We start from the raw sequence: 26,128 nt of genomic DNA, 5'->3' as shown, positions 1-26,128 counted from the left end.
GAGGCGATCCTTCAGCCTCGCCGGCGTGTGAGGCGCGGGGGTCCGGGGGCCGGCCCCCGGCAGCGGCAGCGCAGCCGGGAACGCCCGTGGCCCCGGCCGTCCGCGAGGGACGACCGGGGTCACGGGCACAACGGGGAACTAGCTCCAGCTGGCGTGCAGCGGCTTGCCCTCGGCGTAGCCGGCCGCCGACTGGATGCCGATCACGGCCTTCTCCTCGAACTCCGCGAGCGAGCCCGCACCGGCGTACGTGCACGAGGAGCGCACACCCGCGATGATCGAGTCGATCAGGTCCTCGACGCCCGGGCGGGCCGGGTCGAGGAACATGCGCGAGGTGGAGATGCCCTCCTCGAAGAGCCCCTTGCGCGCACGGTCGTACGCCGACTCCTCGCTCGTGCGGTTCTGCACCGCGCGGGCGGAGGCCATGCCGAAGGACTCCTTGTAGAGCCGGCCCTCGGCGGACTGCTGGAGGTCGCCCGGGGACTCGTACGTACCGGCGAACCAGGAGCCGATCATCACGTTCGACGCGCCGGCGGCGAGCGCCATCGCCACGTCGCGCGGGTGGCGGACGCCGCCGTCGGCCCACACGTGCTTGCCGTACTTCTTCGCCTCGGCCGCGCACTCCAGCACCGCGGAGAACTGCGGGCGGCCCACGCCGGTCATCATGCGGGTGGTGCACATGGCGCCGGGGCCCACACCGACCTTGATGATGTCCGCGCCGGCGTCGATGAGGTCCTTGACGCCCTCGGCGGCGACGATGTTGCCGGCGACGATCGGGACCTTCGGGTCCAGGCCGCGGACGGCCTTGATCGCGTTGATCATCGACTCCTGGTGGCCGTGCGCCGTGTCGATGACGAGCGTGTCCACGCCCGCGTCGAGCAGCTGCTTGGCCTTCTGCACGAAGTCGCCGTTGATGCCGACGGCGGCCGCGATGCGCAGCTTGCCGTCGGCGTCGGTCGCCGGGGTGTACAGGGTCGCGCGCAGGGCGCCCTTGCGGGTCAGGATGCCGACGAGCCTGCCGTCCTTGTCGACGGCCGGGGCCAGCTTGCGGTGGCCGGCGTCGAGCTGGTTGAAGGCCTCGCGCGGGTCGATGTCGGCGTCGAGGAGCAGCAGCTCCTTCGACATGACCTCGGAGAGCTGGGTGAAGCGGTCGACACCGGTCAGGTCGTGCTCGGTGACGACGCCGACCGGGCGGCCCTCGTCGTCGACGACGACGCCGGCGCCGTGGGCGCGCTTGGGCAGCAGGGAGAGGGCGTCGGCGACCGTCTGGGTGGGCGCCAGCGTGATCGGGGTGTCGAGCACGTGGTGGCGGGTCTTCACCCAGGAGATGACGTCGGTGACGATCTCGATCGGGATGTCCTGCGGGATGACGACGATGCCGCCGCGGCGGGCGACGGTCTCGGCCATCCGGCGGCCCGCGATGGCGGTCATGTTCGCCACGACGAGCGGAATGGTGGTGCCGGTGCCGTCGGGCGAGGACAGGTCCACACCCTGGCGGGAACCGACCGCGGAGCGGCTCGGCACCATGAACACATCGTCGTACGTCAGGTCGTACGGCGGCTTCAGGTCATTGAGGAAACGCACGTGCTGAACATCCCAGTCAATCGGAGGTGCCTCGACAGGGGGACAGCCGAGGAAACGCACGTACTTCATTCTCCCACGACCTGGCGTTTACACCGTCCGGGGCGATCGTCCAGGACATACCGGGCCGCGTGGTCGTTTCCTACGGGACGCTGGTCCCTGAGGCCTACCGGACCTTGGTCCCCACGGGCTACAGGACCTTGGTCACCACCAGCTACGGGACCTTGGTCCCCCACGGCCGGGTCCGCCGGTGGACGGGGCCGCCGCGCCGGGCCAGCGGGAGCACCGATCCGCCGTGCCGGACGGCCGTGAACTCGGCGGCGATGGCCAGGGCCGTCTCCTCGGGGGTGGCGCCGCCGAGGTCGAGGCCGATGGGTGAGCGCAGCCGGGCCAGGTCGGAGTCGGCCACGCCCTCCTCCCGCAGCGCCTGCTCGCGGGCGGCGTGGGTGCGCCGCGATCCCATGGCGCCGACGTAGCCCAGCGGCAGCCGCAGGGCGAGCTCCAGGAGCGGTACGTCGAATTTGGCGTCGTGGGTCAGGACGCAGACGGCGGTACGGGAGTCCAGGCGGCCCGCCTCCCATTCGGCGGCCAGGTGGCGGTGCGGCCAGTCGACGACCACCTCGTCGGCGTCGGGGAAGCGTGCCGGGGTCGCGAACACGGGCCGGGCGTCACACACGGTGACGCGGTGGCTCAGGAAGGCGCCGATCCGCGCCAGGGCCGAGGCGAAGTCGATGGCCCCGTAGACGAGGAGCCGGGGCCGTTCGGCGGCCGACTCGACCAGCAGGGTCAGCGGCTCCCCGCACAGTCCGCCGGCCGTGCCGAGCTCGGCGGTGCCGGTGCGCCCGGCCAGCAGCAGGGCCCGTACCCGCCCGGCGGCGGCCCGGTCCAGGGCGGGGCCGCCGGCGAGCCCGCCCTCGTAGGACCCGTCGGCGTGGACGGCGAGCGCCCGGCCGAGCTGCCCCGGCGGGCCGGAGACCACGCGGGCGAGCGCGGCCCGCGTCCCGCCGGCGGCGGCGTCGAGCACGGACCCGAGGACGGGCCGTACCGGGTCGAGTCCGCGCACCGGGGTGACCAGGACGTCCAGGACTCCCCCGCAGGTCAGGCCGACGGCGAAGGCGTCGTCGTCGCTGTAGCCGAAGCGGTGCACGCCGCCTTCGCCGGAGGCGATGGCGTCGAGGCACAGCTCGTGCACGGCGGACTCCACGCAGCCCCCGGAGACGGAGCCGAGGGCCGTGCCCCGGTCGTCGACGGCGAGCGAGGCGCCGGGGCCGCGCGGGGCGCTGCCGCTGACGGCGACGACGGTGGCCAGTGCGAACTCCCGCTGCGCGGCGCACCACGCACGGAGCCCTTCGGCTATGTCGAGCATCAGCGGATGTACTCGCGGCGCGGGATCTGTCCGGGCAGGATCGGGCGCGGCGGCAGCACGGCCGGGGTCGCCGGCCGGGTGGCGGGCCGGGCCGCCGCGGCCGCCGACCGGGTGGGCCCGGGGAATCCCTCGGGTACCTGCGGCCGCGCGCCCAGCAGTTTCGCCGCGTGGGCCACGCTGGCCAGGGTGGCGTGGTGGTGCCAGCCGCGGAAGGAGCGGCCCTCGAAGTCCCGGATGCCGACGGGCTCGCAGGTCTCGGCGAAGTCCAGGGAGACCCGGTCGGTGAGTTTGGCGAGCAGGAAGAGCTGGGCGAGCGGCCGGTCGCCGATGTTGGTGATCCAGAACTCGGAGGGCAGCAGGGCCGCCTCGGTCCAGGCTCCGAGCAGCAGCAGGGGCATCGGCGCGGGCAGGGGACGGTCCTCGCAGGGGGTGGCGAGGATCGAGGCCGAGGTCAGCAGGGTCACTGCCCCCTCGGCGCGGCCGTGCCGGGTCCATTCGACGACGCGGCGCTGGGAGCGCAGGGAGTCGATGAGTTCGCGGGCGGGCGCGGTGTGCGGCCCGGGTTTGTGACGGCCCGCGCCCCCGAAGGAGACGGGCAGCGAGCCGTCGACCTTGAAGACGAAGGGGATGTCGTGCAGGGCGAAGGACTCGATGCTCTGCGGCAGATCGCCGTTGGCGACCTCCATCACCACGGGCCGGCGCTGGAGTTGCCAGGTCGCGGCCATCCGCTGGACGGCGTGTACGGCGTCCTGGGCGGGGGTGAGGGAGCGGGCGGTGTCGGGTATGCCGGCCCGGCGGCGGCGCAGGAGTTCGCTGGTCCAGGGCCCGGGGAGGGTGAGGGTCCATTCGACCGGGAAGCTGGCTTCGCTGGAGGCGAGCCAGATCCCGCCGGCCTGCTGGCAGTTGGCCGTGCGGCCGAGCTGGGGGACGAACTGGCGGCCGACGCCCACCGATCGGTCGCCGGCCTTCTCTATGACCATGGGCTGGATCACCCAGGCCAGGGGGCGCTGCGCGGTGCGTTCGAGGTGCTGGGCGAGGGAGCGGCGGACCGGGGTCCAGTCCCAGGGCGACTTGCTGATGAACTGCTGCAGGCTCTGTTCGACGGAACTGGCCCCTGTTCCGGCAATGTTACGGATTGTTTTCTTTCCGGTGGTCCGCACGAGGCCGTTCAGATAAACGCGGGCCCAGTTTCGCTGGTCCCGCCGGGGTAAGGACTCGAAGAGCAGAGAGATCAGTACGTCGATCAATTCGGAGATTTCCTTCGTGGAATCCTCCGGCAGGACTACGCGAGCCATCTGGGCCTCCCCCGCGACCAGCTAGATCCAATACCCTACTTGACCGCCGAGAACGGCCGTAGGCCCCTGCGGCTACTTCCTGAGGTCGCTGGCAGAATCGAGCCGCTCTTCCTCTACCACGAGAGGGATGGGGATCTGGTTCGCCGCATAGTAGATCGCGATCAGGAAGTGGGCCACGAGTGTGAGTGTTGCGGAGTAGAAGGCCAGGGCGACCGTGAGGGGGTAGGCGATGGCACCGAGGCCGAAGCGCATCCGGGTGGCCCGTGCGCCGGCCTTGTCGACCTCCTCGTGGAACAGGTGGCCGATCCGGGTGACGTACCACCAGAAGGCCAGGAAGGCCAAGGCGTAGGCCACGGTGACGCCGCTGTAGAGGACCGCCGCCGCGTTGGCGGAGCCGCCCTCCTCCACGAGGTGTTCGGCGAGGACGTTGGTGGTGTACGGGATCACCGACACCACCATCAGCACCAGGAGATTCAGGAACAACAAGGGGCGGTCGACCCTCTTGAGGTGACTGAAGATGGTGTGGTGGTTCACCCACATCACGCCGATGATGAGGAAACTCACGATGTAGGCGGCGTAATGGGGCCACTGTTCCCGGACCCCGTGCCAGAACTCGGACCCCGTTTCTTCCGGAACCTTCAATTCCAGAACGAGGATCGTGATGATGATGGCGAATACACCGTCACTGAATGCCTCGATCCGCCCGGTCTCGTTTTCCATTGCCTCCCCTTTGCGATGTCCTGCATATATGCATCCGGCGCACCCGTGGTATGCCCACACATACGGGGAGGGCGTTCTCTCGCCGCCCTCCCCGCACACGCTACCCAGATTTCGGCCGTCAGCCGCCGAATCCCGCAGTCTGCCGCCAGATCCGGCCATCGCGGACGACAAGTGTCCCGAACGCGTGCTCCGGTTCACCGTTGAGGTTCATGATCGCCCGGTAGAAGATGGTGTCCTCGGTCTCGATGTACTCCTGGAGTTCCACCAGGGTGGGCTTCACGGTGAGATAGCCGGTGAACGTCTCGCGAACGGCTTCGATGCCCACCGAGACCCCCTCGAAGCGCAGCAGCACCGCGTCGTCGGTGTAGTTCTTCATCACCGCCTCGATGTCCAGGGCGGCGAGCGCGTCCATCTGACGGACGAACACCGGGTGCAGCTTGGAGATGTCGTACTTGGCCATGTCGACTCCGTTTCAACTCGGGAAGGTGCCCTCGGCGGGTGCCGTATCGGGTGTCGTGGCAGGTGAGGCGCAGGACCGGGCGCTGCCGGCGAAGGGCAGCCGGACCACCATCCGGGTCTCACCGGGCCGCGAGTGGGCGGTGATCGACCCGTGGTGGCGCTGGGTCACGATGCGGTAGCTGAGGTGCAGCCCCAGTCCCGTGCCCTTGCCCACGTCCTTGGTGGTGTAGAAGGGTTCGAAGATCCGCGGCAGGGATTCCTCCGGGATGCCGCGGCCGGTGTCGGCGATCTCGACGTGCAAGCAGACGCCCTCGGCGCGGGCGCGCAGGGTCAGTACGCCGGAGCCCTCCATGGCCTCGGCGGCGTTGTCGACCAGGTTGGTCCACACCTGGTTCAACTCGCTCGGATAGCCCGTCAGTTCGGGCAGGTCGGGCTCGTACTCACGCACGATGCTGATGCCGGCGAGCTTGGCACGCAGCACGACCAGCGTGTTCTCCAGCCCCTCGGTCACCCGGAAGCGCTGTTCGGGCGCCCGGTCGAGATTGGCGTAATCCCGGGTCGCTGCGACCAGTTGGGAGATCCTGGGGCCCGCGGCCCGCAGCTCCGCGGCGAGCGAGCGGATCTCCAGCAGCGCCGCCAGGTGGTCCAGGGCGCAGGCGAGGGCCGGCTCGCCGACTCCCTCCAGCCGCTCCAGCAGCCAGCCCAGCTCCAGGCCGAGGTCCGAGACCCCCGAGCCGAGCAGGCCGGGCCGTTCGGTGCCCGCCTCCTCGGCCCAGTCGGCGATCTCCTCCTCGGCGTCGGCCTGGGCGAACGGGTCGGTGGTCAGCGGCGGCGGCAGCTTGTCCAGCTCGTCGGCGAGCCGGTCGAAGACGGAGCGCTCCGCGCCGGTGGCGGCCGCACCCCAGGCCTGGGCGGTGCGGGTGAGCCGGTCCAGGGCGGGGGCCAGTTCCTGCGCCGCCCGGGCCACGGCCGCCGCGGGGTTGTTCAGCTCGTGCGCGAGCCCGGCGGCGAGCGTGCCGAGCGCCTCCACGGTGGCCCGTTTACGGGCCTGCACCTCGGAGGACTTGATCCGCCAGGCCAGCACGGGGATGAGTACGGCGGCCACCCCGTGGCACCGGGTCAGCATCTCGAAGAAGACCGCCTTGGGGTACGCCACGACGGTGGTCGACGGGCCGCTCGCGGCCGCGGTGGCCACGTACGCGCCGTCGGTCAGCAGCGGCAGCTCGCCGGTGAACCGGTGCGCGGCCGACGGCTTGCCGTCGTGGTCCTCTGCGGCGGCGCTCTCCTCCTCGGTGGAGTGCCGGGTGAGCACCTCCTCCCGGCCGTCGACGACCTTGGTGACGACCAGACCGCCCGAGAGCAGGACGTGGAAGCCGGTGGCCTCCTCGCCGTCCCGGAAGAGCACCTCGCCGTCGGCGAGGACCCGCGGCTGCGAGACCGAGACCAGCCAGTCCAGCTGCTCGTCGGTGATCCCGGCGAAGATCTCCAGCCCGTGCAGGGCGGACCTCAGCTCCGTGGCGCTCACGCCGTGCTCCCCTCGGCGCGGGTACGGGCGGCCAGCCGCAGCGTGGCCAGCAGGGCCAGCGCGCACACCCCCGCGACGGCGGCCATGAAGCCGACCGAGGTGCGGTGCAGTCCGTGGATGTTGGTGAGCATCCCGGCGAGGACCGCCGGCGCGCTCATGGCGAGGTACGCGAAGACGTAGACGGCGGCGGTCAGTTCACCGCGGTGCGCCGGTTCGGCGAGCATGCTCAGCGCGCGGAAGGAACCGAGGAAGGCGGCGCCCCAGCCGCTGCCGAGCACGGCCGTGGCCACCAGGAACACGGCGGCCGAGCCGAGGCCCAGCGCCAGCAGCACCAGGCCGAGTCCGGCGAGCAGCCCGAGCAGTCCGAGGACGGCGGTGCGCAGCGCCTCGGTGCGGCCGAGCACCAGCTGGGCGACGGTGGCGGCGCCGGCGAGCAGGGCGACCGTGGCGCCGCCGACGAGGTAGTTGGTGGACTGCAGCAGCGAGAGCGCCAGGTGCGGGCCGAGCGAGAGGTAGAAGCCGCCCACCGACCAGACGGCGACGATGGTCAGGACAAGGACGGCGAAGCGGCCGCGGGCGCCGGCCGGTACGTGGATCCGGTGCGGGACCACCCGGAAGCGGCCCCCGGCGCCCGGAGCGCTCTCTCGCATCCGGATCACCCCCACCAGGGTCACGGCGAAGGCCCCGACCAGCAGCAGGTAGCTCAGGACGGTCGGCGCGGGCGCGAACTGCACGAGCAGTCCGGCGCCGAGCCCGCCAAGGCCGATGCCCACGGTCGGGCCAGCGCTGTTGACCTGGGCGCCGAGCGCGGGCCGCGACGCGGGGCTGAGTTCGAGCAGGGCCGCGCCCATCGCCCCGGTGGCGAGGCCCACGGCGAGCCCCTGCACGGCGCGGGCGGCCAGGAGCAGCCCGAGCCCCTGGGCCGCGGCGAACAGGGCCATGGAGACGATCGCCAGGACCAGTCCGGCGGCCAGGACCGGGCGCCGGCCCAGGGTGTCGGAGAGGGACCCGAAGAGCAGGAGCCCGGCGAGCACGGTGACGGCGTACAGGGCGAAGACCACCGTGATCGTGCCGGAGGACAGCCCCCACTCCTGCTGGTAGAGCACGTAGAGGGCGGAGGGCACGGAGGAGGAGAGCATCAGCAGGACGAGCACCGCGCCCACCACCCAGAAGCCGGAGCCTCTGGACGCGCCGGCCGCACGGGCCGTGCGGGCGGCTGGGTGCACGGTCACTCCCGTGGTCGTCTTGGATGATTCGGCCACTGCTTCACTCAACTCCCCCGTGATGGGCCCCGTTCCGGGCCCCGTGGCGGCCGGTCAGGCGAGTGCCCGACCGGCCCTCTGCAAGGCTCGGGCCGTGAGGACCCCCGCGAGGTGGCCGAGGTACTCGGCCGAGGTGCCGCGCCCGGGGACGAAGAGCTCCCGGGGTTCGGCGCGGAAGGCGGCGAGCACGGCGTCCGTGCTGTACGGACCCCCGCGCAGCCGGTCCTCGACCCCGCGCAGCCGCAGCGCGCGGGAGGTGGCTCCGGTGACGGCGATGCGCGGGCCGTTCGGGGTGATCCGTACGGCGGTGGCGCACACCGGGTAGCGGGTGGCCCGGTCGGCGGTCTTCTCGAAGGCGGCGGCCTGCCCGGCGGCGGGCACCAGCAGGGCGGTGAGGACGGTGCCGGCGGGTGCGCTGCCGGCCGCGAACTCCTCGGCAGTCAGGGTCGACCGCCCGCCGGGACCGGCCAGTTCGACGACGGCGTCGGCGGCGAGCGCGGCGACGGGCAGGTCGGTGGCCCGCCCGGCGGCGGCGAGGTTGCCGCCGACGGTGCCGAGGTTGCGGACCTGGGGGTCGCCGTTGGAGCGGGCCGCGGCGGCCAGTTCCGGTGCCTCGGCGAGCACCAGCGGGTCCGTGGCGAGTTCGGCGAGCGTGGTCAGCGCCCCGATGCGGATCCCGTCGGCCGTGCGCCCGATGCCCCGCAGGTCCGCCAGCTGCCGGATGTCGACGAGCAGCCGGGCGTGCTCGGCTCCCGTGCGCAGGTCGGGGAGCAGGCTCTGCCCGCCGGCCAGGACCCGGGCGCCGCGCGTCCCGGACAGCAGGGTCAGCGCCTCGTCGAGGCCGGTGGGCCGGACGTAGTCGAACTCGGTGAGGATCACTGGGATTCCCCTCTCAGGCGGCGCCAGACCTTCTCGGGGGTGACCGGCATGTCGATGTGCCGGACGCCCAGGTCGGCGAGGGCGTCGACGACGGCGTTGACGACGGCCGCGGCGGGCGGGACGGTGGCGATCTCGCCCGCGCCCTTGGCGCCGAGCGGGTTGTGCGGGCTGGGCGTGACGGTCTTGTCGAGCGTGAAGAACGGCACGTCGGCGGCGCGCGGCAGGGCGTAGTGGCCCAGGTCGGCGCTGACGAGCAGCCCGTTCTCGTCGTATTCGGCGATCTCCATGAGGGCCTGGCCGAGGCCGTGGACGATGCTGCCCTCGATCTGCCCGTGGACGATCTTCGGGTTGCCGATGTTCCCGGCGTCGTCGACGGCGGTGTAGGCCACCACCTCGGTCTCGCCGGTCAGTTCGTCGATCTCGACGACCGCGACGTGCGTCCCGAAGGGGTAGTTGAAGTCCGGCGGGTCGAAGTGGGTGGTCTCGTCGAGGGCCGGCTCGATCTCCGGGGGCAGTCCCCAGCCGTACCACATGGCCATCGCCAGCTCGGCGAAGGTCTTGGTGTTCTCCTCGTTGCCCTCTTCGTAGACCTTGCCGCCCGCGTAGACGACCTTGTCCTCGGGGACGCCGAGGAAGACGGCGCCGGCCCGGACCAGCTTGCCCTTGATCTTCCGGGCGGTGAGGGCGACGGCGGGCGCGGCCATGCTGTAGGAGCGGGAGCCGTAGGTGCCCTGCCCGTACGGGGCCTTCTGCGTGTCGCCTTCGAGGACCTGGACGGTGTCCGGGTCGATGCCGAGCTCGTCGGCGGCGACCTGCGCGAAGACGGTGCCGTGGCTCTGGCCGGTGGAGGCGGAGCCGACGGTGACGGTCACCTCGCCGGTCGGGTGGACGCGGATGTTCGCGCTCTCCCAGGTGCCGCCGAGCATGCCCTCCTGGGACATCCGGGTGGAGGGGCCGACCCCGCAGATCGCGACGTACGTGGCGAGGCCGACGCCGAGGCGCTTGCCGCGGGTGCGGGCCTCGGCCTTGCGGGCGGGCATGTCGGCGTAGCCGGACAGCTCGATGGCCTTGTCGAAGTTCAGCTGGTAGTTCCCGGAGTCGTAGGTCCAGCCGAGACCGTTGTCGTACGGGAACTTCTCCTTCGGCACCAGGTTCTTGCGCCGCACCGCCGCCGGGTCCATGCCGATCTCGGAGGCGTACCGGTCGACCAGGCGCTCCATGAGGAAGGCGGCCTCGGCGCGCCCGCTGCCGCGCTGGGCGCCGAGCGAGACGGTGTTGGTGAAGGCGGCGTAGACCTCGCAGAACGCGGCGTCGATGTCGTACATCCCGCTGATGGAGCGGCCCATCAGGGCGGTGGCGACACCGGGGCCGATCGTCGAGGGGTACGCGCCGAGGTTGGCGTAGCTGGTGCAGCGCACGGCGGTGATCCGGCCGTCGCGGGTGCCGGCCAGCGTGACGTGCTGGCGGTGGTCACGGCCCTGGACGGTGGAGTTCATCAGGCCGGTGCGGGTGTCCACCCACTTCACGGGCCGGCCGAGCGCCTTGGAGAGCAGCAGGACCAGCGCCATGTCGGGGTACAGGTAGCCCTTGGTGCCGAAGCTGCCCCCGACGGTCGGGGCGATCACCCGGAGTTTGTTGAAGGGGATGCCGAGGACCAGCGCGGAGAGCAGGAAGCGGTGGTTGTGCGGGCCCTGGGTGGTGGCGTAGAGCGTGTACTCGCCGGTGGCGGCGTTGTAGTCGCCGACCGCGCCGCGCGGCTCGATGGGGCTGTTGATGGTGCGCTGGTTGACCAGGTCGAGCTCGACGGTGACCTCGGCCCCGGCGATGGCCGCGTCGGTGCGGTCCTTGTCGCCGCAGGTCCAGTACGCGTTCAGGTTGCCCGGCACGGCCTCGTGGAGCTGGGGCGCGCCGTCGGCGAGCGCCTCGTCGGCCCGGGTGACCACGGGCAGCGGCTCGTACTCGACGGCGATGGCGGCCAGCGCCGCGGCGGCCTGGCGCGGGGTCTCGGCGACGACCACGGCGATGGGGTCGCCGACGTGCCGCACGGTGTCGCCGGTCAGGACCGGGCGGGCGCCGGGAAGTCCGTAGGGGTGGGGCGGGAAGTGGCTCTCGACCCCGCCCGGGATCCAGATGCAGGGCAGCGGCATGACGTCGGTGAAGTCGGCGGCGGTGGCCACCTTCAGCACGCCGGGCAGCTGTTCGGCCGCCTTGGTCTGGATGGAGAGGATCTTCGCGTGGGCCACCGGGCTGCCCAGGATGGCCATGTGCGCGGTGCCCGGCAGATCGATGTCCGCCACGTACGTCGCCTCGCCGCGCAGCAGCTGCGGGTCCTCGCGGCTGTCCAGCGGCTGCCCGAGCACTCCGCCTCCCACGGCAGGGGCGTCCCCCGTCACTGCGGTCATGTCCCTCACACCTCCTGTCCGGCAGCGGTGGATGCGGCGACGGTGCCGGCCTCGGGGAGACCGGCGGGCGCCTCGGCGCGGGTGGCCGCGCAGGCGCGCTGCACGCCCCGTACGACGCTGTGGTAGCCGGTGCAGCGGCACAGGTTCCCGGTGAGCCACTCGCGGATCTCGGGCTCGGTGGGGGCCGCGCCGCCGGCGGTGGAGTCGACGAGCTCGCCGAGGGCCATGACCATGCCGGGGGTGCAGAAGCCGCACTGGGTGCCGTGCTCCTGGCGCAGTGCCTCCTGGAGGCCGGACAGTTCACCGCCGGGGGTGGTGACGCCCTCGATGGTGGCCACCTCGGAGCCGGCGGCCGCGGCGGTGAGGACCAGGCAGCTCTTGACGGACCTGCCGTCGAGCCGGACGACGCAGGAGCCGCACTGGCCGGTGTCGCAGCCGACCTTGGTTCCGGTCAGTCCGAGGCCGTCGCGGAGCCGTTCCACGAGCAGTTCGTTCGGCTGTGCCGAGAACTGCTCGGGTCTTCCGTTCACCTTCAGTGTGATATCCATGCCAGCGCCTGCGCTTCCGTGAGCGGCCGGTTGAAGAGGGGCCCGCCGGGTTGCTGGAGAATTCCCCCGGAGTGCAGCGGGCCGGTGTCGACGGGCGCGAATCCCAGATCCGTGATGATTCCCGCGACGATTTCCTTCGCTTTCACGTCGTCGCCCGCGGTGAAATGGGCCAGGCGTTCTCCGGGTGCGGTGCCCGCGACGGCGAGGGTTTCGAAATGCATGGTGTTCAGGGATTTCACGATCTGGGCGTCGGGGTACCACTCGGCGACCAGGTCGCTGGAGCCGCGCCCGCCGAGGTCGGCCGGTGTGCCGGGGCCGCCGAACGCGTTCGTCGCGTCGACGACCACCTTGTCCTGCACGACGTGCGGCGGGAGCAGCCCCCGGACGCTGTCGAAGGGCACCATCAGCACCAGGAGTTCGGCCTGGCCGGCGGCCTCGGCGGGGTGCGCCGCCGAGGCCGCCCGTCCCAGCTCGGCCACGAGCGGGCCGAGGGTCTGCGGGCCCCGGGCGTTGGCCAGGACGACCTGGTGGCCTGCCGCCACGAGGATCCTCGCGAGGACCGTGCCGATCCGCCCGGTGCCGATGATGCCTGTCCGCATTGACGCTCCTCGGGAAAGGGATGGTCAGTCGATGCCGTGTCAGTCCATGCCGATCCAGACCGACTTGGTCTGGGTGTAGCTCTCCAGCGACTCGGGGCCGCATTCGCGGCCGTAGCCGGAGGCCTTGTAGCCGCCGTAGGGCACGGCGGGGTCGTACTGGTTGTAGCAATTGACCCAGACCGTGCCGGCCTTGATCTGCGAGGCGACGCGGTGGGCGCGCCGCAGGTCCTTGGTGTGGACGCCGGCGGCGAGGCCGTACGCGCTGTCGTTGGCGATGCGCACGGCGTCCTCCTCGGTGTCGAAGGGGATGATCGACAGGACGGGTCCGAAGATCTCCTCCTGGGCGATCCGCATGCCGTTGTCGACGCCCGTGAAGATGGTCGGCAGGAAGTACAGGCCCTGGCTGGAGGCGCCTTCGGGGGTCCAGCCGGTGCCTCCGGTGCGCAGCAGCGCGCCTTCCTTCTCGCCGACCTCGATGTAGGAGCTGACCTTGTCGAACTGGCCGCGGTGGGCGAGCGGCCCGAAGAGGGTGGCCGGGTCGCGCGGGTCGCCGGGCTTGAGGGCGGCGGCCCGGCGGACCAGGCGTTCGACCATTTCGTCGTGGATGGGCCGGTGCAGCAGCAGCCGGGAGCCGGCGGTGCAGATCTCGCCCTTGTTGTAGTAGATGCCGAAGAAGGCGAGTTCCTCGGCGGCGTCGAGGTCGGCGTCGGCGAAGACGATGTTGGCGGACTTGCCGCCGAGTTCCATCGTCACCTTCTTCAGGGTGCCGGCCGCCTTGCGGATGATGGACTGGCCGACGGAGGTGGACCCGGTGAAGGCGATCTTGTCGATGTCGGGGTGGTCGGTGAGGGTCTCCCCCAGTTCCACGCCGGGACCGGTGATCACGTTCAGCACGCCGTCCGGGATCTCCGCCTCCTGGAAGAGTTCGGCGATCTTCAGGGCGGTGAGCGGGGTGGCCGGGGAGGGCTTGTGGACCACCGTGTTCCCCGCCGCGAGCGCCGGTGCGATCTTCGTCATCGACAGCAGCAGCGGGAAGTTGAACGGGGTGATGGCGCAGACCACGCCCAGCGGTTCGCGCAGGGTGTAGGCGAGCTGGCCGCCGGCCGGGGCCCGCGAGGAGCCGTCGACCCGGGTCACGGCGCCGGCGTAGTAGTGCATGAGCTGGGCGGCCATGGGGGCGTCGACCGTGCTGGAGAACGCGAACGGCTTGCCCATGTCCACGGTCTCCAGCAGGGCGATCTCCTCCAGGTCGCGCTCGATGAGCTCACCGACCCGGTTCAGCCGCAGCGCGCGCTCCTGGGCGGACAGTCTGCTCCAGGGGCCTTCCTCGTACGCCTTGCGGGCGGCGGCGACGGCCGCGTCCGCGTCGGCGGCGGTGGCCTGGGCCACCGGCACGATCTCCTGCCCGTCCACGGGGCTGATGTCCGGCTCGGTACGGCCGTCCTGGGCCGGAACCCATCTGCCGCCGATGAACAGTTTCCCGGGATTGGCGAGGGGCTGGCCGCTCAGCTCACGCTTGGTCATGGCTGCCTTCCGGTGTCGGGTGCGGGGGCGGTACTAGCCCTTCGCGAGCTGCCGTAAGAAGGTCTCGGCGAGGGCCTTGGAGGAGTAGGGGTTCTGTCCGGTCGTCAGCTTGCGGTCGACGACCACGTGCGAGTCCCAGATGGCGTCGGCCTTCTCGTAGCGCGCGCCGAGCCGGGTGAGCTCGACCTCCAGGATCAGCGGGAGCCGGCCGGCCATGTTGGTGACCAGTTCCTCGCTGTGGGAGAAGGCCGTCATCCGGTAGCCCTCGAACGGCCAGCGGCCTTCGCCGTCGCGCAGCGCGAGCAGCGAGGTGTGGCCGTGGCAGACGGTGGCGAGCGGCTTGTCCTGGGCGATGATCCAGCGCAGGATCTGGGCGAGTTCGTCGGACTTGGGCAGGTCGCCGATGGCGCCGTGGCCGCCGCTGACGTACACGCCGTCGTAGTCGGCGATGTCCTTCTCGGTGAGGTCCTCCAGGGCGAGGGGGGCTCTCAGCTGGGGCGTGCTCTCGATGACCCGGACGTACTCGGCGGCGTTGGCCGCGTCCTCGTCCGGCGAACCCTGGGGGCGGACCCACTGGAGGAACTGGGGGTCGATGCTCGTCTGGTCGACCGTGGGCGTCCGGCCCGCGATCGTCGCCACGTCCACGTCGTGGCCGGCCGCCTTGAAGAGGGAAAAGGGAACGACGAATTCCTCGGCCCAGAATCCCGAGGGGTGCTGTTCGCCGTCCAGGAGATGCAGTGTGGCCTTGGCCGTCATGACGACGAGAATCTTCATGACTCTCTCCTTGTTCTGGATTCGCTGCCGATTCAACACGCCCCCCGCAGGGGGCGTAAGGGGGTGACGTCAGGCCCGCGATACTTCGTCACGTGCGTCCAACGCCGAGATGATGGTGCGGAATTCACCGACCAGGGGGTGGTCGGGATGAGCTTCTGCGAATATGCGCTCCCCGTACAGGGCCGCCATTTCCGGCGAGTACGGAAGGATTCCGGCCAGGGGTGCCCGATAGACCTCCTCGGAGCGCCGCCGGGCCGCCTCCCGGTCGATGCCCTCGGGCGCCATGCTCAGCACCAGGGCGCGCCGGCAGGTCAGGCGCCCGGCGAGGGCGATGGTCTCCTCGACCCCGGAGAGGTCGATCCGGTCGGCCCGGGCCATGATCATCAGTACGTCGGCGCTCGCCATGGCGGTCACCGACTCGTTGTTGAGCCCGGCGTGGGTGTCGAGCAGCAGCACGTCGAGGGCGTGGTGCCGGGCCAGCCGGTCGAAGCCCTCGGGCAGCAGCCCCACGTCGTAGCCGCCGGTCATGATCTCGCGCAGGGCGGCCGTACCGGTCCGGGCCGGTACGACGTACAGCCCGCCCGGACCGCGGCCGGCGCCCACCTGCTGGGCGGTGGCCTCGATCTCGCAGCGGCCGAGCAGATAGTCGGCCAGCGCGGGGCCAGGGCCGAGCCGGAACAGCAGGTCGAGGGTGGGTGACTGGATGTCGGTGTCCACCACCCCCACCCGGCGCCCCCCGGCCGCGATCAGCAGCGCGAGGTTCGCCAGTACCGAGGACTTGCCCGTCCCGCCGCGGTGCGAGTGCACCACGATGGTGCGGGTCATCTAGGCCACCACCTGGTGACGGGCACCGTCCGCGCGCGGCCCCCGCGCCGCGCGTGGCCGGTGCAGGGCCAGCATGGTGACGTCGTCGTGCTGTTCGGCGGTCCCGGTGTGCTCGCGCACCGCCAGGTCCATCCGGTCCACCACGTCCTTGCCGCTCACCGGGATGCCGGCGAGCAGTTCGAGCATCCGTTCGTCGCCGAGGAAGCTGCCGTTCGGGCAGCGGGCCTCGGGGACTCCGTCGGTGAACGCGAACAGGGTGTCGCCCGGGTTCAGCTGGGCGTAGCCGAGCGTGTAGACGCAGTCGGGCTGGACGCCGACGGCGGGCCCGGTGATGTCCAGGGCTTCGGGCGGTCCGCCGTCGGCGGGCAGCAGCAGGGGCGGGTTGTGGCCGCCGTTGATGTAGACGAGGCTGCCGGTGAGCGGGTCCAGCACCCCGAAGAAGAGGGTGGCGAAGTAGCCCTGCCGCAGGTGGTTGCGGGTGAGGTAGCCGTTGGTGGCGGTGACCGCGTTGAGCAGCGGGGTGGCGCCGACGACCGGGATCCGCCTGCTGCCGCCGGCGCGTCCGGCGGCGACCAGGTGCTGCAGGCCGCTGTTCTGCGCGGTGTGCCGGAGCAGAGAGCGGATGAGCGCCATGAAGAGCGCGGCGCCGACCCCCTTGTCGCAGACGTCGGCGACGACGAAGGCGAGCCGGCGGCCGCGGGAGATCTCGAAGACGTCGTAGAAGTCCCCGGCGACCTGCCGGGCGGGCCGGAAGCGCACGTCGATCTCCCAGCCCGCGGGAACGGGCAGCGATTCGGGCAGGAAGCCGGCCTGGATCTCCCGGCCGATCTCCAGCTCCTTCTCGTAGCCCATGAGTTCGGCGCGGGCGTCGGCTTCGCGCAGGGTGCGGCCGAGTCCGGCGCGTTCCGAGCAGCTGTGCAGCCGGGCTCCGACGAGGGCGGGCAGGAAGGGCGGTACGAGGTAGTCGTGCCCGATCCGGACGTGTTCCTCCAGTGCGGCGAACTCCGTCACGGTCCAGACGACGACGATGGGGGCCCCGGCCCAGCGGCGCAGCCGGCGTACGGCCATCCGTACGGCCTCCCCGTCGGACTCGGCCGGGGCGAGCAGCACGTCCGCGACGGGCAGCCGGTCCTGCGGGCCTTCGCGCAGTTCGGTCAGCGTGCGGGTGACGAGCGAGGCGTCCATCGTCCGCAGGGCGTCGAGCAGCTCGGGCGGCGGTGGCGGGTACTCGTCGAGGATGATCACGGTCGTGGAGGGCATCGGTCCGTCCCCTCAGCGTTCACAGCCAGCGTGCTGATGTTGCGGCCGTCCCTGTACGCGTAGCTGAACTCGTCCACGCTGGTCAGTGCCAGGTGGATGCCGAGTCCGCCGATCCGCCGGTTCTCCGGGGGGACCCCGTCGGCCGGGGGCAGGCGGCCTTCGACGGGGTCGAAGGCGGGTGCGGAGTCCTCGATGACGATCCGCACCCGGCCCGGGCCGGAGCGGCCCCGGACGGTGATCCGTCCGTCGCCGCCCCGGTACCCGTGCATCACGATGTTCGTGGCCAGTTCGTCCACGGCCAGCCGGAGCCGGTAGGCGGCGCCCTTGTCCAGGCCCGCCCGTCCGGCCAGCCGCAGGACGAACAAGGCGATGTCGCCCAGTGCCCCCACCGTCGCGGGCACCTCCAGCACGACGGGCGTCCTCGCCAGTTCGACCATGTCAGTCACGGTGGTCACTCATCGGAGAGGACGATGCTGCGGTCGAGTCCGGCCGTCCGGATGGTCCGGGACACGGGCTCGATGGCACCGACCACCTTGATGGTGACGTGGTTCGCGACCTTCTGCTGGGCGAAGACCAGGGAGCGCAGGCCGGCGCTGGCCATGTAGCCGACGCCGGCCATCCGGATCTCCACGGTGTTGGTGCCGTGGCCCGCGGCCTTCTCGATGGTCTGGTGGAACTCCGGCGCGGTCTTGGCGTCCAGCTCGCCCGTCAGTTCGATCACGGTGGTGTCGCCCTCGATGCTCAGGGACACGGAAAGCGGCATGTCAGGTCTCCTTCGGTCAGGGCGTGTCGAAGTCGTCGTGATCGTTCGTGCGGCCCACCAGGATCACGACCGAACGCGGGCCGATCAGGTACTTCCCGGCGTTGTCCAGTTCCTGCTCGGCGCCGGGGCTGCGGATGTCGTGCGGCGCCTCGGCCCCGGTGTCGGCGAACAGGTGCCAGCTCCGGCCTCCCGGCAGGGCGGGCAGTTCCAGGTCGTGCGACTCCCAGTGCGCGTTCATGGCCACGTACACCACGTCGTCGTCCCCGGTGCCGCAGCGGGCCACGGCCAGCAGCCGGCTCTCGGACGACCAGTCGGGCTGCCAGGCCCGCTCCCCGTGCCAGCTGATGTCCGGCAGGCCGAGGTTGTCGCGTACCCGGCCGGTGGGGTGGGCGGTGGAGCGCAGCTCGCGGTGGCGCTTGCGGAAGGCGATCATCTCCCGCGTGAACCGGAGCAGTTCGGCGTTCTCGTCGACCTGGTCCCAGTCGAACCAGGACAGCTCGTTGTCCTGGCAGTAGGTGTTGTTGTTGCCCTGCTGGGTGCGCGCGACCTCGTCGCCGGCCAGCAGCATCGGAATGCCCTGGCTGGTGAAGAGGATGGCGAGGGCGTTCTTCATCTGCCGGGTCCGCAGCGCGTTGATCCCGGGGTCGTCCGTGGGTCCCTCGGCGCCGCAGTTCCAGCTGTTGTTGTCGTTGGCGCCGTCGTTGTTGTTCTCGCCGTTGGCCTCGTTGTGCTTGTCGTTGTACGAGACCAGGTCGGCGAGGGTGAACCCGTCGTGCGCGGTGAGGAAGTTCACCGAGGCCGCGGTGCCGCGGGTGGAGTAGAGGTCGGGCGAGCCGGCGATGCGGGTGGCCAGTTCGCCGGTGACCCCGGGGTCGCCCTTGAGGAAGCTGCGCACGGTGTCGCGGTACTTCCCGTTCCACTCCGCCCAGCGGCCGTACGCCGGGAAGTTGCCGACCTCGTAGAGGCCGCCCGCGTCCCAGGCCTCGGCGATGAGCTTGGTGTGCCGCAGCACCGGGTCGTAGGCGAGCAGTTCCAGCAGCGGCGGGTTGGGCAGCGGGGTGCCGTCCAGGGCCCGGCCGAGGATGGCCGCGAGGTCGAAGCGGAAGCCGTCGATGTGGTAGTCGGCGACCCAGTGGCGCAGGCAGTCGAGCACGTAGTTGCGCACGACGGGGTGGTTGCAGTTGACCGTGTTGCCGGTGCCGCTGAAGTTGAAGTAGTACCCCTCGGGCGTGAGCATGTAGTACGTGGCGTTGTCGAGCCCCTTGAAGGAGATCGTCGGGCCCTGCTCGTTGCCCTCGGCGGTGTGGTTGAAGACGACGTCGAGGATGACCTCGATGCCGGCCGCGTGCAGGTCCTTGATCAGGGTGCGGAACTCGTCGCCCTGCATCCCGTACCGCCCGGTGGCCGCGTAGCCGGCCTTCGGCGCGAAGAAGGAGACGGTGTTGTAGCCCCAGTAGTCGAAGAGGTGCTCGCCCGTCTCCGGGTTGGAGCGCGGGTTGTCGCTCTCGTCGAACTCGAACACGGGGAGCAGTTCGATGCAGTTGACCCCGAGCTCCTTCAGGTACGGGATCTTCTCGCGCAGTCCGGCGAACGTGCCGGGCGCGCTGACCTGCGAGTTGGGGTGCCGGGTGAAGCCGCGCACGTGGGTCTCGTACACGACGAGGTCCTCGGCGGGAATGCCCAGCGGCGTGTCGTCGCCCCAGTCGAAGTCCTGGAGGCAGACGCGGGAGCGGTACTGGTAGCCGCGGCTGCGGTCCGGCTCCACGCCCCACACGTCGCGGCCGGCGATCAGCCGGGCGTACGGGTCGGAGAGGACCTGGCGGGCGTCGAAGCGGTGGCCGGTGGCCGGGTCGAAGGGGCCGTCGGCCCGGTACCCGTACTCGATGTTCTCGTGGTCGAGGCCGAAGACGGTCATGGCGAACACGCTGCCGGTCCGGAATTCCTCGGGGAACTCCAGTTCGGCCATCGGTTCGGGCTCTCCGCGCTTGAAGATGACCAGCGTCATGGAGGTGGCCTGGTCGGAGAAGACGGAGAAGCTGACCCCGCCGGGGACCACGTTGGCCCCGAAGGGGAACGGTTTGCCGGCGCGGACGCGGTACCCGCCCACCTCGTGGGTCGGGTACGCGTCGACGCGCAGGACCTGCTCGGACCGGGTCTCGCTCATCGTGCTGCCTTGGCCTTGGCCTTGGCGGCCGCCGCGACGGCCTCGCCGGTCTCGAAGAAGTCGAGGAAGCCGGTGGCCGACATGACGAACCGGACTTCCTCGCTCACCCCGTAGAGGGTGACGGCGACGCCGGCGTGCTGCGCCTCGCGGTAGACGACGAGCAGGGTGCGCAGGCCGGCGCTGGAGACGTAGGTGACCGCGGTGAGGTCGATCTTCAGCGGCTTGCCCTCGCGGACGAGCGGCAGCAGGGCCTGGAGCAGCGAGCCGGATGTCTCGCTGTTGATCTCGCCGGTGGCGACGAGCACGGTGCCCGTCTTGTTCCGGCGTTCCTTGACGTTGAGAGTCATTGCATTCCCCTCTGGTTGGGGCGCCCCCCGTTGAGCGCTACTTCTTGGCCACTGGACGCAGCCGGACCTTGACCTTCACCCGCCCCTGGACGTCGGGCAGCCGCACGGTGAGGGCGTCGGCGTCGAAGTCGGTGTACGGCTTCTCGTCGATCTCCACGGACGCGATCCGCACCGAGCCGGCCGGGAGCAGGTCGGGCGAGACGCGCAGGACGCGGTCGGGCAGGTTGGTCGGGTCGGGCTGGAAGTGGAAGTCCATCTCCCGGCCGTTGATGAGCAGGTTGTTGTAGACGGCGGAGAGATAGCAGAGCTCCGCCGAGTGGTACATGGACATCGAGTGGCTGCCCTTGAGCCGCTCGGTGCCGAGCAGGTACGGCGTGCCGCTGGCGAGCACGTTGAAGTAGACGGCGCCCTCGTCGTGGTCGAGGAAGAAGGTGTTGTAGAAGGCCTGCGCCTGCCGGGCCTCGCGCAGGTTCGCGTCGCCGCCGACCGTGCCGTTCAGGATGAGGTAGGCGAGGATCGCCTGCTCCTGCTGCCACCAGGCCTTGCGGTCGTGCCAGGCGAAACGATACGTCTCCTCGTCCCCGGACTTGAGCCGCTCGACGACGTCGTACCAGCCGCCCCGCTGCACGTCGCTGCCGACCGCGGGCATGATCTCGCCGATCTTCTTGGCGAGCTCCTCGTACGCCGGCTTGGCCTTCAGCGAGTTCATCCGCATCAGGTTCCAGGCGATCTTCAGGTTGTGGCCGACCACGGCGCGGTCCTGCTGCCAGCTGTGCGCCTTGTCGTGCGACCAGTCGCGGAAGAAGCGCTCCTGGACGAAGGGACTGTTCTTGTAGTCCGGGAACTTGTCCGCGATGGTGTCGAAGGTGTATTCGAGGAAGTCGGCGTACTTCTGGTCGCCGGTCGCCAGGTACAGGTTGATCAGGTACGCGGGCGCGTGGTCGCCGACCGAGTTCCAGTTCTTGCGCTCGGCGTTCTCTCCGAGGGACTCGTGGTCGGCGCTGAAGAGGATCGGGTCGATGTGCGAGTAGTAGCCGCCCTGCTCCGGGTCGAAGAAGAACTTGTCGAACAGCCGGATGGTGGCGTCCGCGTCGTTCTTGATCCGGACGTCACCGGTGATCCGGTACGTCTGGATGGGTCCGGCCAGCGCGTAGATCTGCTCGTACATCGGGATCGCGTCGTAGTCGTCGGAGAACTCCGAGGTGAACAGCTTGCGTTCGCTGTCCCCGTCGACGCTGATGCCGTGGTACCAGAAGACCACGTCCTCCTCGCCGTCCACGACCCGCATGTGCTTGCGCAGGTACTCGGTGCCGCGCTCGGCGACCTCCAGGTACTCGTCCTTGCCGGTCAGCAGGTAGGCCGAGGCCATGCCGTAGACCAGGCGGGAGATCGTGTCGGTCTCCTGGACGTGGCTGGCGGTCTTGTCACCGCCGAGCCGGATCTCGGTGCGGTACTCGGTGAAGTCCACCGGCCCGTCGCCGAACTGCGCCCGCTTGTAGAAGTCGGCCAGCGACTCGATCTGCTTGATCCACCAGCTGGGCTCCTCGAAGCGGTAGTCCTCGGCGCCGCGGCCCAGGAACACCAGGCGCTTGGCGTCGAAACGCCCGCCCCGCTCCGGGTAGTGGACTCCGTAGACGAAGAGGAACCGGCCCGGGGAGAGCATCTCGTCGATGTGCCCGGAGGCGTCGATGTAGGGCTCGTCCAGGTTGCGGACCAGCTCGGCGCTGGGGTCGCCGGCCAGGGAGACGTCGAACTCCCGGCCGTCCGAGGTCTTCAGCCGCAGCACGCGGGTACCGGAGTCGAAGCGGACGACGTAGCCCGCGATGGTGTCGGAGAAGGAGAAGCTCACGGCATCCGCCATGTCATGCACCGTCCTTGTCGTGAGTGCTGTCGTCCTCGTATCCCTGGCTGACCTCGACGATCACCCCGTCGGGATCGCGGACCCACACGGTCCGCCACCCGCAGATGAAGTCGTCGAAGTCCAGCGGTCCCAGGGTCACTTCCGCCGCGTCGCCCAGTCCGGCCAGGAACGCGTCCACGCTGTCGGTCTGGAAGGCCAGGTGGCGCATCCGGCCCGGGGCCTGCGGGCCGTCGTCGTGAGCCTCGCGGGCCGGTTCGGCGTCGGCCGCGAAGAGCTCCAGGTACGCGTCCCCCTTGCGCAGGAACACGATCTTGGCCTCTCCGAGGTCGACCACCCGGGCCCGGGCAAAGCCGAAGTAGCGGGTGTAGAAATCCTCGGTGGTCTTCTGGTCCCTGCAGTTGAGGCCCACGTGCGACCAGACCATCGGCCGGTCCGCGGCGCCCGCCATCAGCCGGCTCCCCGGCCCCGCCCGGCCGCGATCAGTTCGATGATCCGGCGGGCGAAGAGGTGGTGGTGGGCGCCGGTGCGGCCGGTGACCAGGTCCCCGTCGACCACCACGTCCTCGTCGACGTACTGGGCGCCCATGTTCCGGACGTCGCCGATGAGGTTGTTGTGGCAGACGACCTTGCGGCCGCGCACCTTGTCCGGGATCGAGGAGGCCAGCCACATCCCGTGGCAGATGATCCCCTTGAGGACGGTCGGCTCCTCGAAGGCCCGGCGCAGCAGCTCCGTCGCCGGGGCGAGGACGTCCACGTCCTCGGTGTAGCGCAGCCGGTCGGCCACCATGCCGGAGGGCACGATGATCGCCGCGTACCGGCGCAGGTCGTCGTCGCCCAGCCCCTCCAGGGACTGGTTCGCGGTGAACGGCGCCCGGTACTCGTGCCCGGTGAAGGTGATGGAGTCGTTGCCCCACAGCCGGGTCAGGAAGTCGACCTCGGCGCCCTCCTCCGCGAACCGGTGCTGGTAGTAGAAGATCTCCGGCTCGTAGTAGTCGCTCTCGACCAGGACCGCGATCCGGGTCCCGGACAGCGCACCCTCGCGCAGGACGGCTTCAGGCACGGGACACCCCCCTCAGGAAGTCCGCCGCGCGCTCGGCGATCATCGCGATGGCGGTGTGGCAGTTGCCCGACGGGACCGCGGGCATCACGCTGGCGTCGACGACGCGCAGGTTGCGCACGCCGTGCACCCGCAGCTCGGGGTCGACGACGGAGAGGTCGTCGATGCCCATGCGGCAGGAGCCGGCCTGGTGGTGGTAGCTCTCCGACTTCTGCTTCACGAAGGTCCGCAGGTCGTCGTCGCCCACGTAGCCCGGACCGGGCTGGAGCTCCTGCTTGTACCAGGGCGAGAACGCGGAGGTCGCGAAGATCTCCCGGGCGATCTTGACGCCCTGCACCATCCGCTCCAGGTCCCACCGGTCGCCCAGGTAGTTCGGGTTGATCAGCGGGTGGGCCAGCGGGTCGGCGCTCGCCAGCCTGATCCAGCCGCGCGAGACCGGCCGTACGACCCCCGGCAGGATGGACACCGTGTTGGGGTGGTCCTGGCCGACGATCACGTCGAAGGGCACGTGGACGAAGGCGATCTGGAGGTCCGGCGCGGGCAGCCCGGGCTGCGAGGACAGGAACAGAGCGCTCTCCGACAGGTTCTGCGCCGGCGGCGGGAGCTCCTGGGTGACCTCGGCCATCAGCCCGGTCAGGACGTGGTTGTGGAAGTTCTCGCCGACCCCGGGCAGGGCCGCGGTGACCTCGATGCCGTGCTCGCGCAGCTGCTCGGGGTGGCCGATGCCGGAGAGCAGCAGGAGCTTCGGGGACTCGATCGCCCCCGCGGCCACGACCACCTCCCGGCGGGCCCGTACGGTGTGCAGCCCGGGCGCGGCGGCGCTGCTGTGTCCGTCCCGGACGGTCCGGCCCGGGATCTCGGCGGGGGCCCGCAGCTGGGCGTACTCGACGCCCGTGCAGGTGTCCCCGTCGAAGAGCAGCCGGGTGGACTGCGCGTTGGTGCGCAGGGTCAGGTTGGAGCGTCCGAGCGCGGGCTCCAGGTAGGCGGCCAGCGCCCCCTGGCGGCGGCCGTCGGCCACGTCGATGTGGTGCCAGCCGGTGCCGAAGAGGCCGCGCCGGGGACCGTCGGTGTTGAAGTCGGCGATCTCCTCGTGGCCCAGCTCGACGGCGGCGTCGATGAAGGCCCGGGAGACCGGGTTGGGGCCGTGCCGCCCGGCGTGGGTGATCCGCTGCGGACCCCGGGTGCCGGTGGTGGCGGCGGTGACGTCCTCCTGGCCCTCCAGCAGGGCGAAGTACGGGAGCACGTCCTCGTGCGCCCAGCCGGCCGCGCCCTGGTAGGCCCAGTTGTCGAAGTCCGAGGCGTGGCCCCGGATGTGCATCATGATGTAGAGGTTGCTGCTGCCGCCGGGGGCCTTGCCGCGCGGTTCGTACGTACGGCGGCCGTCGAGGCCGGGCTGCGGGGTACTGGTGTAGCCCCAGTCCACGGGCCCGCCGAGGAGCTTGTACCAGGAGGACGGGTCGTCCACCTCGGGCGGGATCCGCGAGCCGCCCGCCTCCAGGACGAGGACGGAGACGTCCGGGTCCTCGGAGAGCCGGGCCGCCAGCACGCTGCCCGCGGTGCCGGATCCCACGACGATGTAGTCGTACTCTTCGACGCTCACGGGTCCCCCCTCAGCCCTGGCTCAGCACCTGGAAGGGAACCGTGTCGTGGTAGTTCGCCATGTAGGCGATCTTTCCGTCCACGATCCGGAAGAAGTTCATGACCTCGGCCTCGATGGCCTCACCGGAGGCGCTGACCGCGGTCAGGTGCGAGACGGCCGCGGCCTTCTCGCCGTCGACGATGAAGTGCACGGGCTCGTTCCGGAAGACCCGGTACATCGTGCCCATGCCCTTCATCATCGAGCGCAGGACCTCCAGGCCCTCGATGTGGCCGGCGAGCTGCTCGTCCATCACCTGGTCGTCGGCGAACAGGTCGCACCAGCGGTCCCAGTCCCCGGCGTTGGCGTACTCGTAGTACTTGGTCAAGATCTGTCGTGCGTCCATCGCGCGCATCCCCCTATCGGTCCCTGCGGGTTCCGTCCGGCGCGAACGGCGCCCAGAACTGGCTGAAGGCGGCCGCCGAGTCTCCGAAGAGCCCGTCGCGGCCCTCGACGATCCGGCCGTCCCGCCACCGCATGAAGTGGAAGACGGGGTAGTCCATCCGCTCGTACGGGGACCGGCTGTCCTGAGCCGCTCCGTCCCGCAGGGCGACGTTGCGGCACACGTCCGCGGAACAGTCCTCGCCGACGAGGACCGCCTCCAGGTCCATCCGGAAGGTGCCGCCCGTGAGCTTGTGGGTCTGGCCCATCAGTTCCAGGAAGGCGTCCAGGCTCTCGTACCAGCCGGCCAGCGGGTGGTTGCCCGGCACCAGCCAGCGCAGGTCCTCCGAGTAGTACTCCAGGATGCGCGCCCGGTCGCCGGAGCCGAGGGCGGCGTAGGCCGCCCCGACCCGCTCCCGTGTCACTTCGGTCATCGTCGCTTCTCCTTCGCCGGCGGTCAGAGCGAGCCGGAACCGGGCATGGGCGCCAGGTCGTTGACGGTGTACTGCTTGATCAGCGGTCCGTCGGGACCGGCCACCACGGTCCAGGTCTGGTCGGCGTCGAAGCCGAGCCACTGGCTGCGGGCGGCCGGCGGGTCCCAGATCTTGGCCTGCCAGTTGACGAGGACGCGGACGACGGCCCGGTCGCCCTCGATGACGGGCTCCACCTTCACGACCGTGTGCACCTCGTCGAAGAAGCGGTGGGTGACGGCCGCGTACCAGCGGCCGAAGCCCTCGTGCCCGAGGAAGGTGTCCTCGGGGACCTGGAACTCCAGGTCCTCGGTGATCAGGGCGAGCACGTCGTCCAGACCCACGTGCTGGTCCAGCGCCACGTACCAGTTCTCGGCGAAACTGCGGATCGCGTCCTCGGTCAGCTGCCGCTCGGCGGGCATGCGGTCTCCTCC

At 70.8% G+C, this 26,128-nt stretch carries 26 protein-coding genes; all 26 read right to left on the bottom strand.

Translation table 11 applies throughout. The features are described 5' to 3' along the window. Positions 1–138: 138 nt before the first annotated feature. Entirely contained in the window at positions 139–1,581 is a 1,443-nt protein-coding gene (locus tag OG534_RS30440) for a GuaB1 family IMP dehydrogenase-related protein (RefSeq protein ID WP_326592282.1), read from the bottom strand. A 211-nt stretch (positions 1,582–1,792) separates the two neighbouring features. Then, a complete protein-coding gene (locus tag OG534_RS30435; RefSeq protein WP_326592281.1) occupies positions 1,793–2,944 on the bottom strand; it encodes an XdhC family protein in 1,152 nt (383 codons plus the stop codon). Beyond that, positions 2,944–4,239, bottom strand: coding sequence for an IS701 family transposase (locus tag OG534_RS30430; RefSeq protein WP_326592280.1), 1,296 nt, complete (start codon positions 4,237–4,239; stop codon positions 2,944–2,946). Before OG534_RS30430 ends, OG534_RS30435 begins: the two co-directional genes overlap by 1 nt. A gap of 72 nt (positions 4,240–4,311) precedes the next feature. After that, positions 4,312–4,959, bottom strand: a complete 648-nt coding sequence (locus tag OG534_RS30425) for a TMEM175 family protein (RefSeq protein ID WP_326592279.1) — start codon at positions 4,957–4,959, stop codon at positions 4,312–4,314. Positions 4,960–5,077: 118 nt separating this feature from the next. Then, positions 5,078–5,419, bottom strand: a complete 342-nt coding sequence (locus tag OG534_RS30420; RefSeq protein WP_326592278.1) for a nuclear transport factor 2 family protein — start codon at positions 5,417–5,419, stop codon at positions 5,078–5,080. A 12-nt stretch (positions 5,420–5,431) separates the two neighbouring features. Then, positions 5,432–6,943 (bottom strand): ATP-binding protein, encoded by a 1,512-nt coding sequence (locus OG534_RS30415; protein WP_326592277.1) that lies wholly within the window; start codon positions 6,941–6,943, stop codon positions 5,432–5,434. Next, a complete protein-coding gene (locus OG534_RS30410; protein WP_326592276.1) occupies positions 6,940–8,175 on the bottom strand; it encodes an MFS transporter in 1,236 nt (411 codons plus the stop codon). The genes OG534_RS30415 and OG534_RS30410 overlap by 4 nt, the downstream gene beginning before the upstream one ends. An 84-nt stretch (positions 8,176–8,259) precedes the next feature. Beyond that, a complete protein-coding gene (locus OG534_RS30405) occupies positions 8,260–9,084 on the bottom strand; it encodes an FAD binding domain-containing protein (RefSeq protein ID WP_326592275.1) in 825 nt (274 codons plus the stop codon). Next, on the bottom strand, positions 9,081–11,486 hold the full coding sequence (locus OG534_RS30400; RefSeq protein WP_326592274.1) for a xanthine dehydrogenase family protein molybdopterin-binding subunit: 2,406 nt from the start codon (positions 11,484–11,486) through the stop codon (positions 9,081–9,083). The genes OG534_RS30405 and OG534_RS30400 overlap by 4 nt, the downstream gene beginning before the upstream one ends. Positions 11,487–11,491: 5 nt before the next feature. After that, complete coding sequence (locus OG534_RS30395) at positions 11,492–12,034, bottom strand: (2Fe-2S)-binding protein (RefSeq protein WP_326592273.1); 543 nt, start codon at positions 12,032–12,034, stop codon at positions 11,492–11,494. Continuing rightward, positions 12,019–12,633 carry an NADPH-dependent F420 reductase gene (locus tag OG534_RS30390; protein ID WP_326592272.1) on the bottom strand — a complete coding sequence of 205 codons (615 nt, stop codon included), beginning with the start codon at positions 12,631–12,633 and terminating at the stop codon, positions 12,019–12,021. The genes OG534_RS30395 and OG534_RS30390 overlap by 16 nt, the downstream gene beginning before the upstream one ends. Before the next feature lie 39 nt (positions 12,634–12,672). Then, on the bottom strand, positions 12,673–14,157 hold the full coding sequence (locus tag OG534_RS30385; RefSeq protein ID WP_326592271.1) for an aldehyde dehydrogenase family protein: 1,485 nt from the start codon (positions 14,155–14,157) through the stop codon (positions 12,673–12,675). Between the two features lie 33 nt (positions 14,158–14,190). Further along, positions 14,191–14,931, bottom strand: a complete 741-nt coding sequence (locus OG534_RS30380) for a type 1 glutamine amidotransferase domain-containing protein (RefSeq protein WP_326592270.1) — start codon at positions 14,929–14,931, stop codon at positions 14,191–14,193. A 69-nt stretch (positions 14,932–15,000) separates the two neighbouring features. After that, positions 15,001–15,756, bottom strand: a complete 756-nt coding sequence (locus tag OG534_RS30375) for a MinD/ParA family ATP-binding protein (protein ID WP_326592269.1) — start codon at positions 15,754–15,756, stop codon at positions 15,001–15,003. Continuing rightward, positions 15,757–17,016, bottom strand: coding sequence for a PP2C family protein-serine/threonine phosphatase (locus OG534_RS30370; RefSeq protein ID WP_326592268.1), 1,260 nt, complete (start codon positions 17,014–17,016; stop codon positions 15,757–15,759). Further along, positions 16,998–17,471 carry an ATP-binding protein gene (locus tag OG534_RS30365; RefSeq protein WP_326592267.1) on the bottom strand — a complete coding sequence of 158 codons (474 nt, stop codon included), beginning with the start codon at positions 17,469–17,471 and terminating at the stop codon, positions 16,998–17,000. The genes OG534_RS30370 and OG534_RS30365 overlap by 19 nt, the downstream gene beginning before the upstream one ends. After that, positions 17,468–17,779, bottom strand: a complete 312-nt coding sequence (locus OG534_RS30360) for an STAS domain-containing protein (RefSeq protein ID WP_266937944.1) — start codon at positions 17,777–17,779, stop codon at positions 17,468–17,470. The genes OG534_RS30365 and OG534_RS30360 overlap by 4 nt, the downstream gene beginning before the upstream one ends. Before the next feature lie 16 nt (positions 17,780–17,795). Continuing rightward, positions 17,796–19,943 carry a glycogen debranching protein GlgX gene (gene glgX, locus OG534_RS30355; RefSeq protein ID WP_326592266.1) on the bottom strand — a complete coding sequence of 716 codons (2,148 nt, stop codon included), beginning with the start codon at positions 19,941–19,943 and terminating at the stop codon, positions 17,796–17,798. Next, positions 19,940–20,290: an STAS domain-containing protein gene (locus OG534_RS30350; RefSeq protein WP_030008823.1), complete on the bottom strand. Its 351-nt coding sequence runs from the start codon at positions 20,288–20,290 to the stop codon at positions 19,940–19,942. The genes glgX and OG534_RS30350 overlap by 4 nt, the downstream gene beginning before the upstream one ends. Before the next feature lie 37 nt (positions 20,291–20,327). After that, positions 20,328–22,151, bottom strand: coding sequence for an AGE family epimerase/isomerase (locus OG534_RS30345; protein WP_326592265.1), 1,824 nt, complete (start codon positions 22,149–22,151; stop codon positions 20,328–20,330). A gap of 1 nt (position 22,152) precedes the next feature. Further along, on the bottom strand, positions 22,153–22,599 hold the full coding sequence (locus tag OG534_RS30340; protein WP_326592264.1) for a VOC family protein: 447 nt from the start codon (positions 22,597–22,599) through the stop codon (positions 22,153–22,155). Then, complete coding sequence (locus OG534_RS30335) at positions 22,599–23,210, bottom strand: DJ-1/PfpI family protein (protein WP_326592263.1); 612 nt, start codon at positions 23,208–23,210, stop codon at positions 22,599–22,601. The genes OG534_RS30340 and OG534_RS30335 overlap by 1 nt, the downstream gene beginning before the upstream one ends. Further along, the gene (locus OG534_RS30330; RefSeq protein ID WP_326592262.1) at positions 23,203–24,807 is read right to left on the bottom strand and encodes a GMC family oxidoreductase; all 1,605 of its coding nucleotides are present in this window, start codon (positions 24,805–24,807) and stop codon (positions 23,203–23,205) included. The genes OG534_RS30335 and OG534_RS30330 overlap by 8 nt, the downstream gene beginning before the upstream one ends. A gap of 10 nt (positions 24,808–24,817) precedes the next feature. Beyond that, complete coding sequence (locus tag OG534_RS30325; protein WP_326592261.1) at positions 24,818–25,189, bottom strand: nuclear transport factor 2 family protein; 372 nt, start codon at positions 25,187–25,189, stop codon at positions 24,818–24,820. A 13-nt stretch (positions 25,190–25,202) separates the two neighbouring features. After that, positions 25,203–25,658, bottom strand: a complete 456-nt coding sequence (locus OG534_RS30320) for a nuclear transport factor 2 family protein (protein WP_326592260.1) — start codon at positions 25,656–25,658, stop codon at positions 25,203–25,205. 23 nt (positions 25,659–25,681) lie between these two features. Continuing rightward, positions 25,682–26,116, bottom strand: a complete 435-nt coding sequence (locus OG534_RS30315) for a nuclear transport factor 2 family protein (protein WP_326592259.1) — start codon at positions 26,114–26,116, stop codon at positions 25,682–25,684. Positions 26,117–26,128: the final 12 nt, after the last annotated feature.

The sequence above is a fragment of the Streptomyces sp. NBC_01294 genome, assembly GCF_035917235.1.
Lineage (GTDB): Bacteria > Actinomycetota > Actinomycetes > Streptomycetales > Streptomycetaceae > Streptomyces > Streptomyces caledonius.
This window is presented reverse-complemented; position numbering and strand designations above follow the sequence as displayed.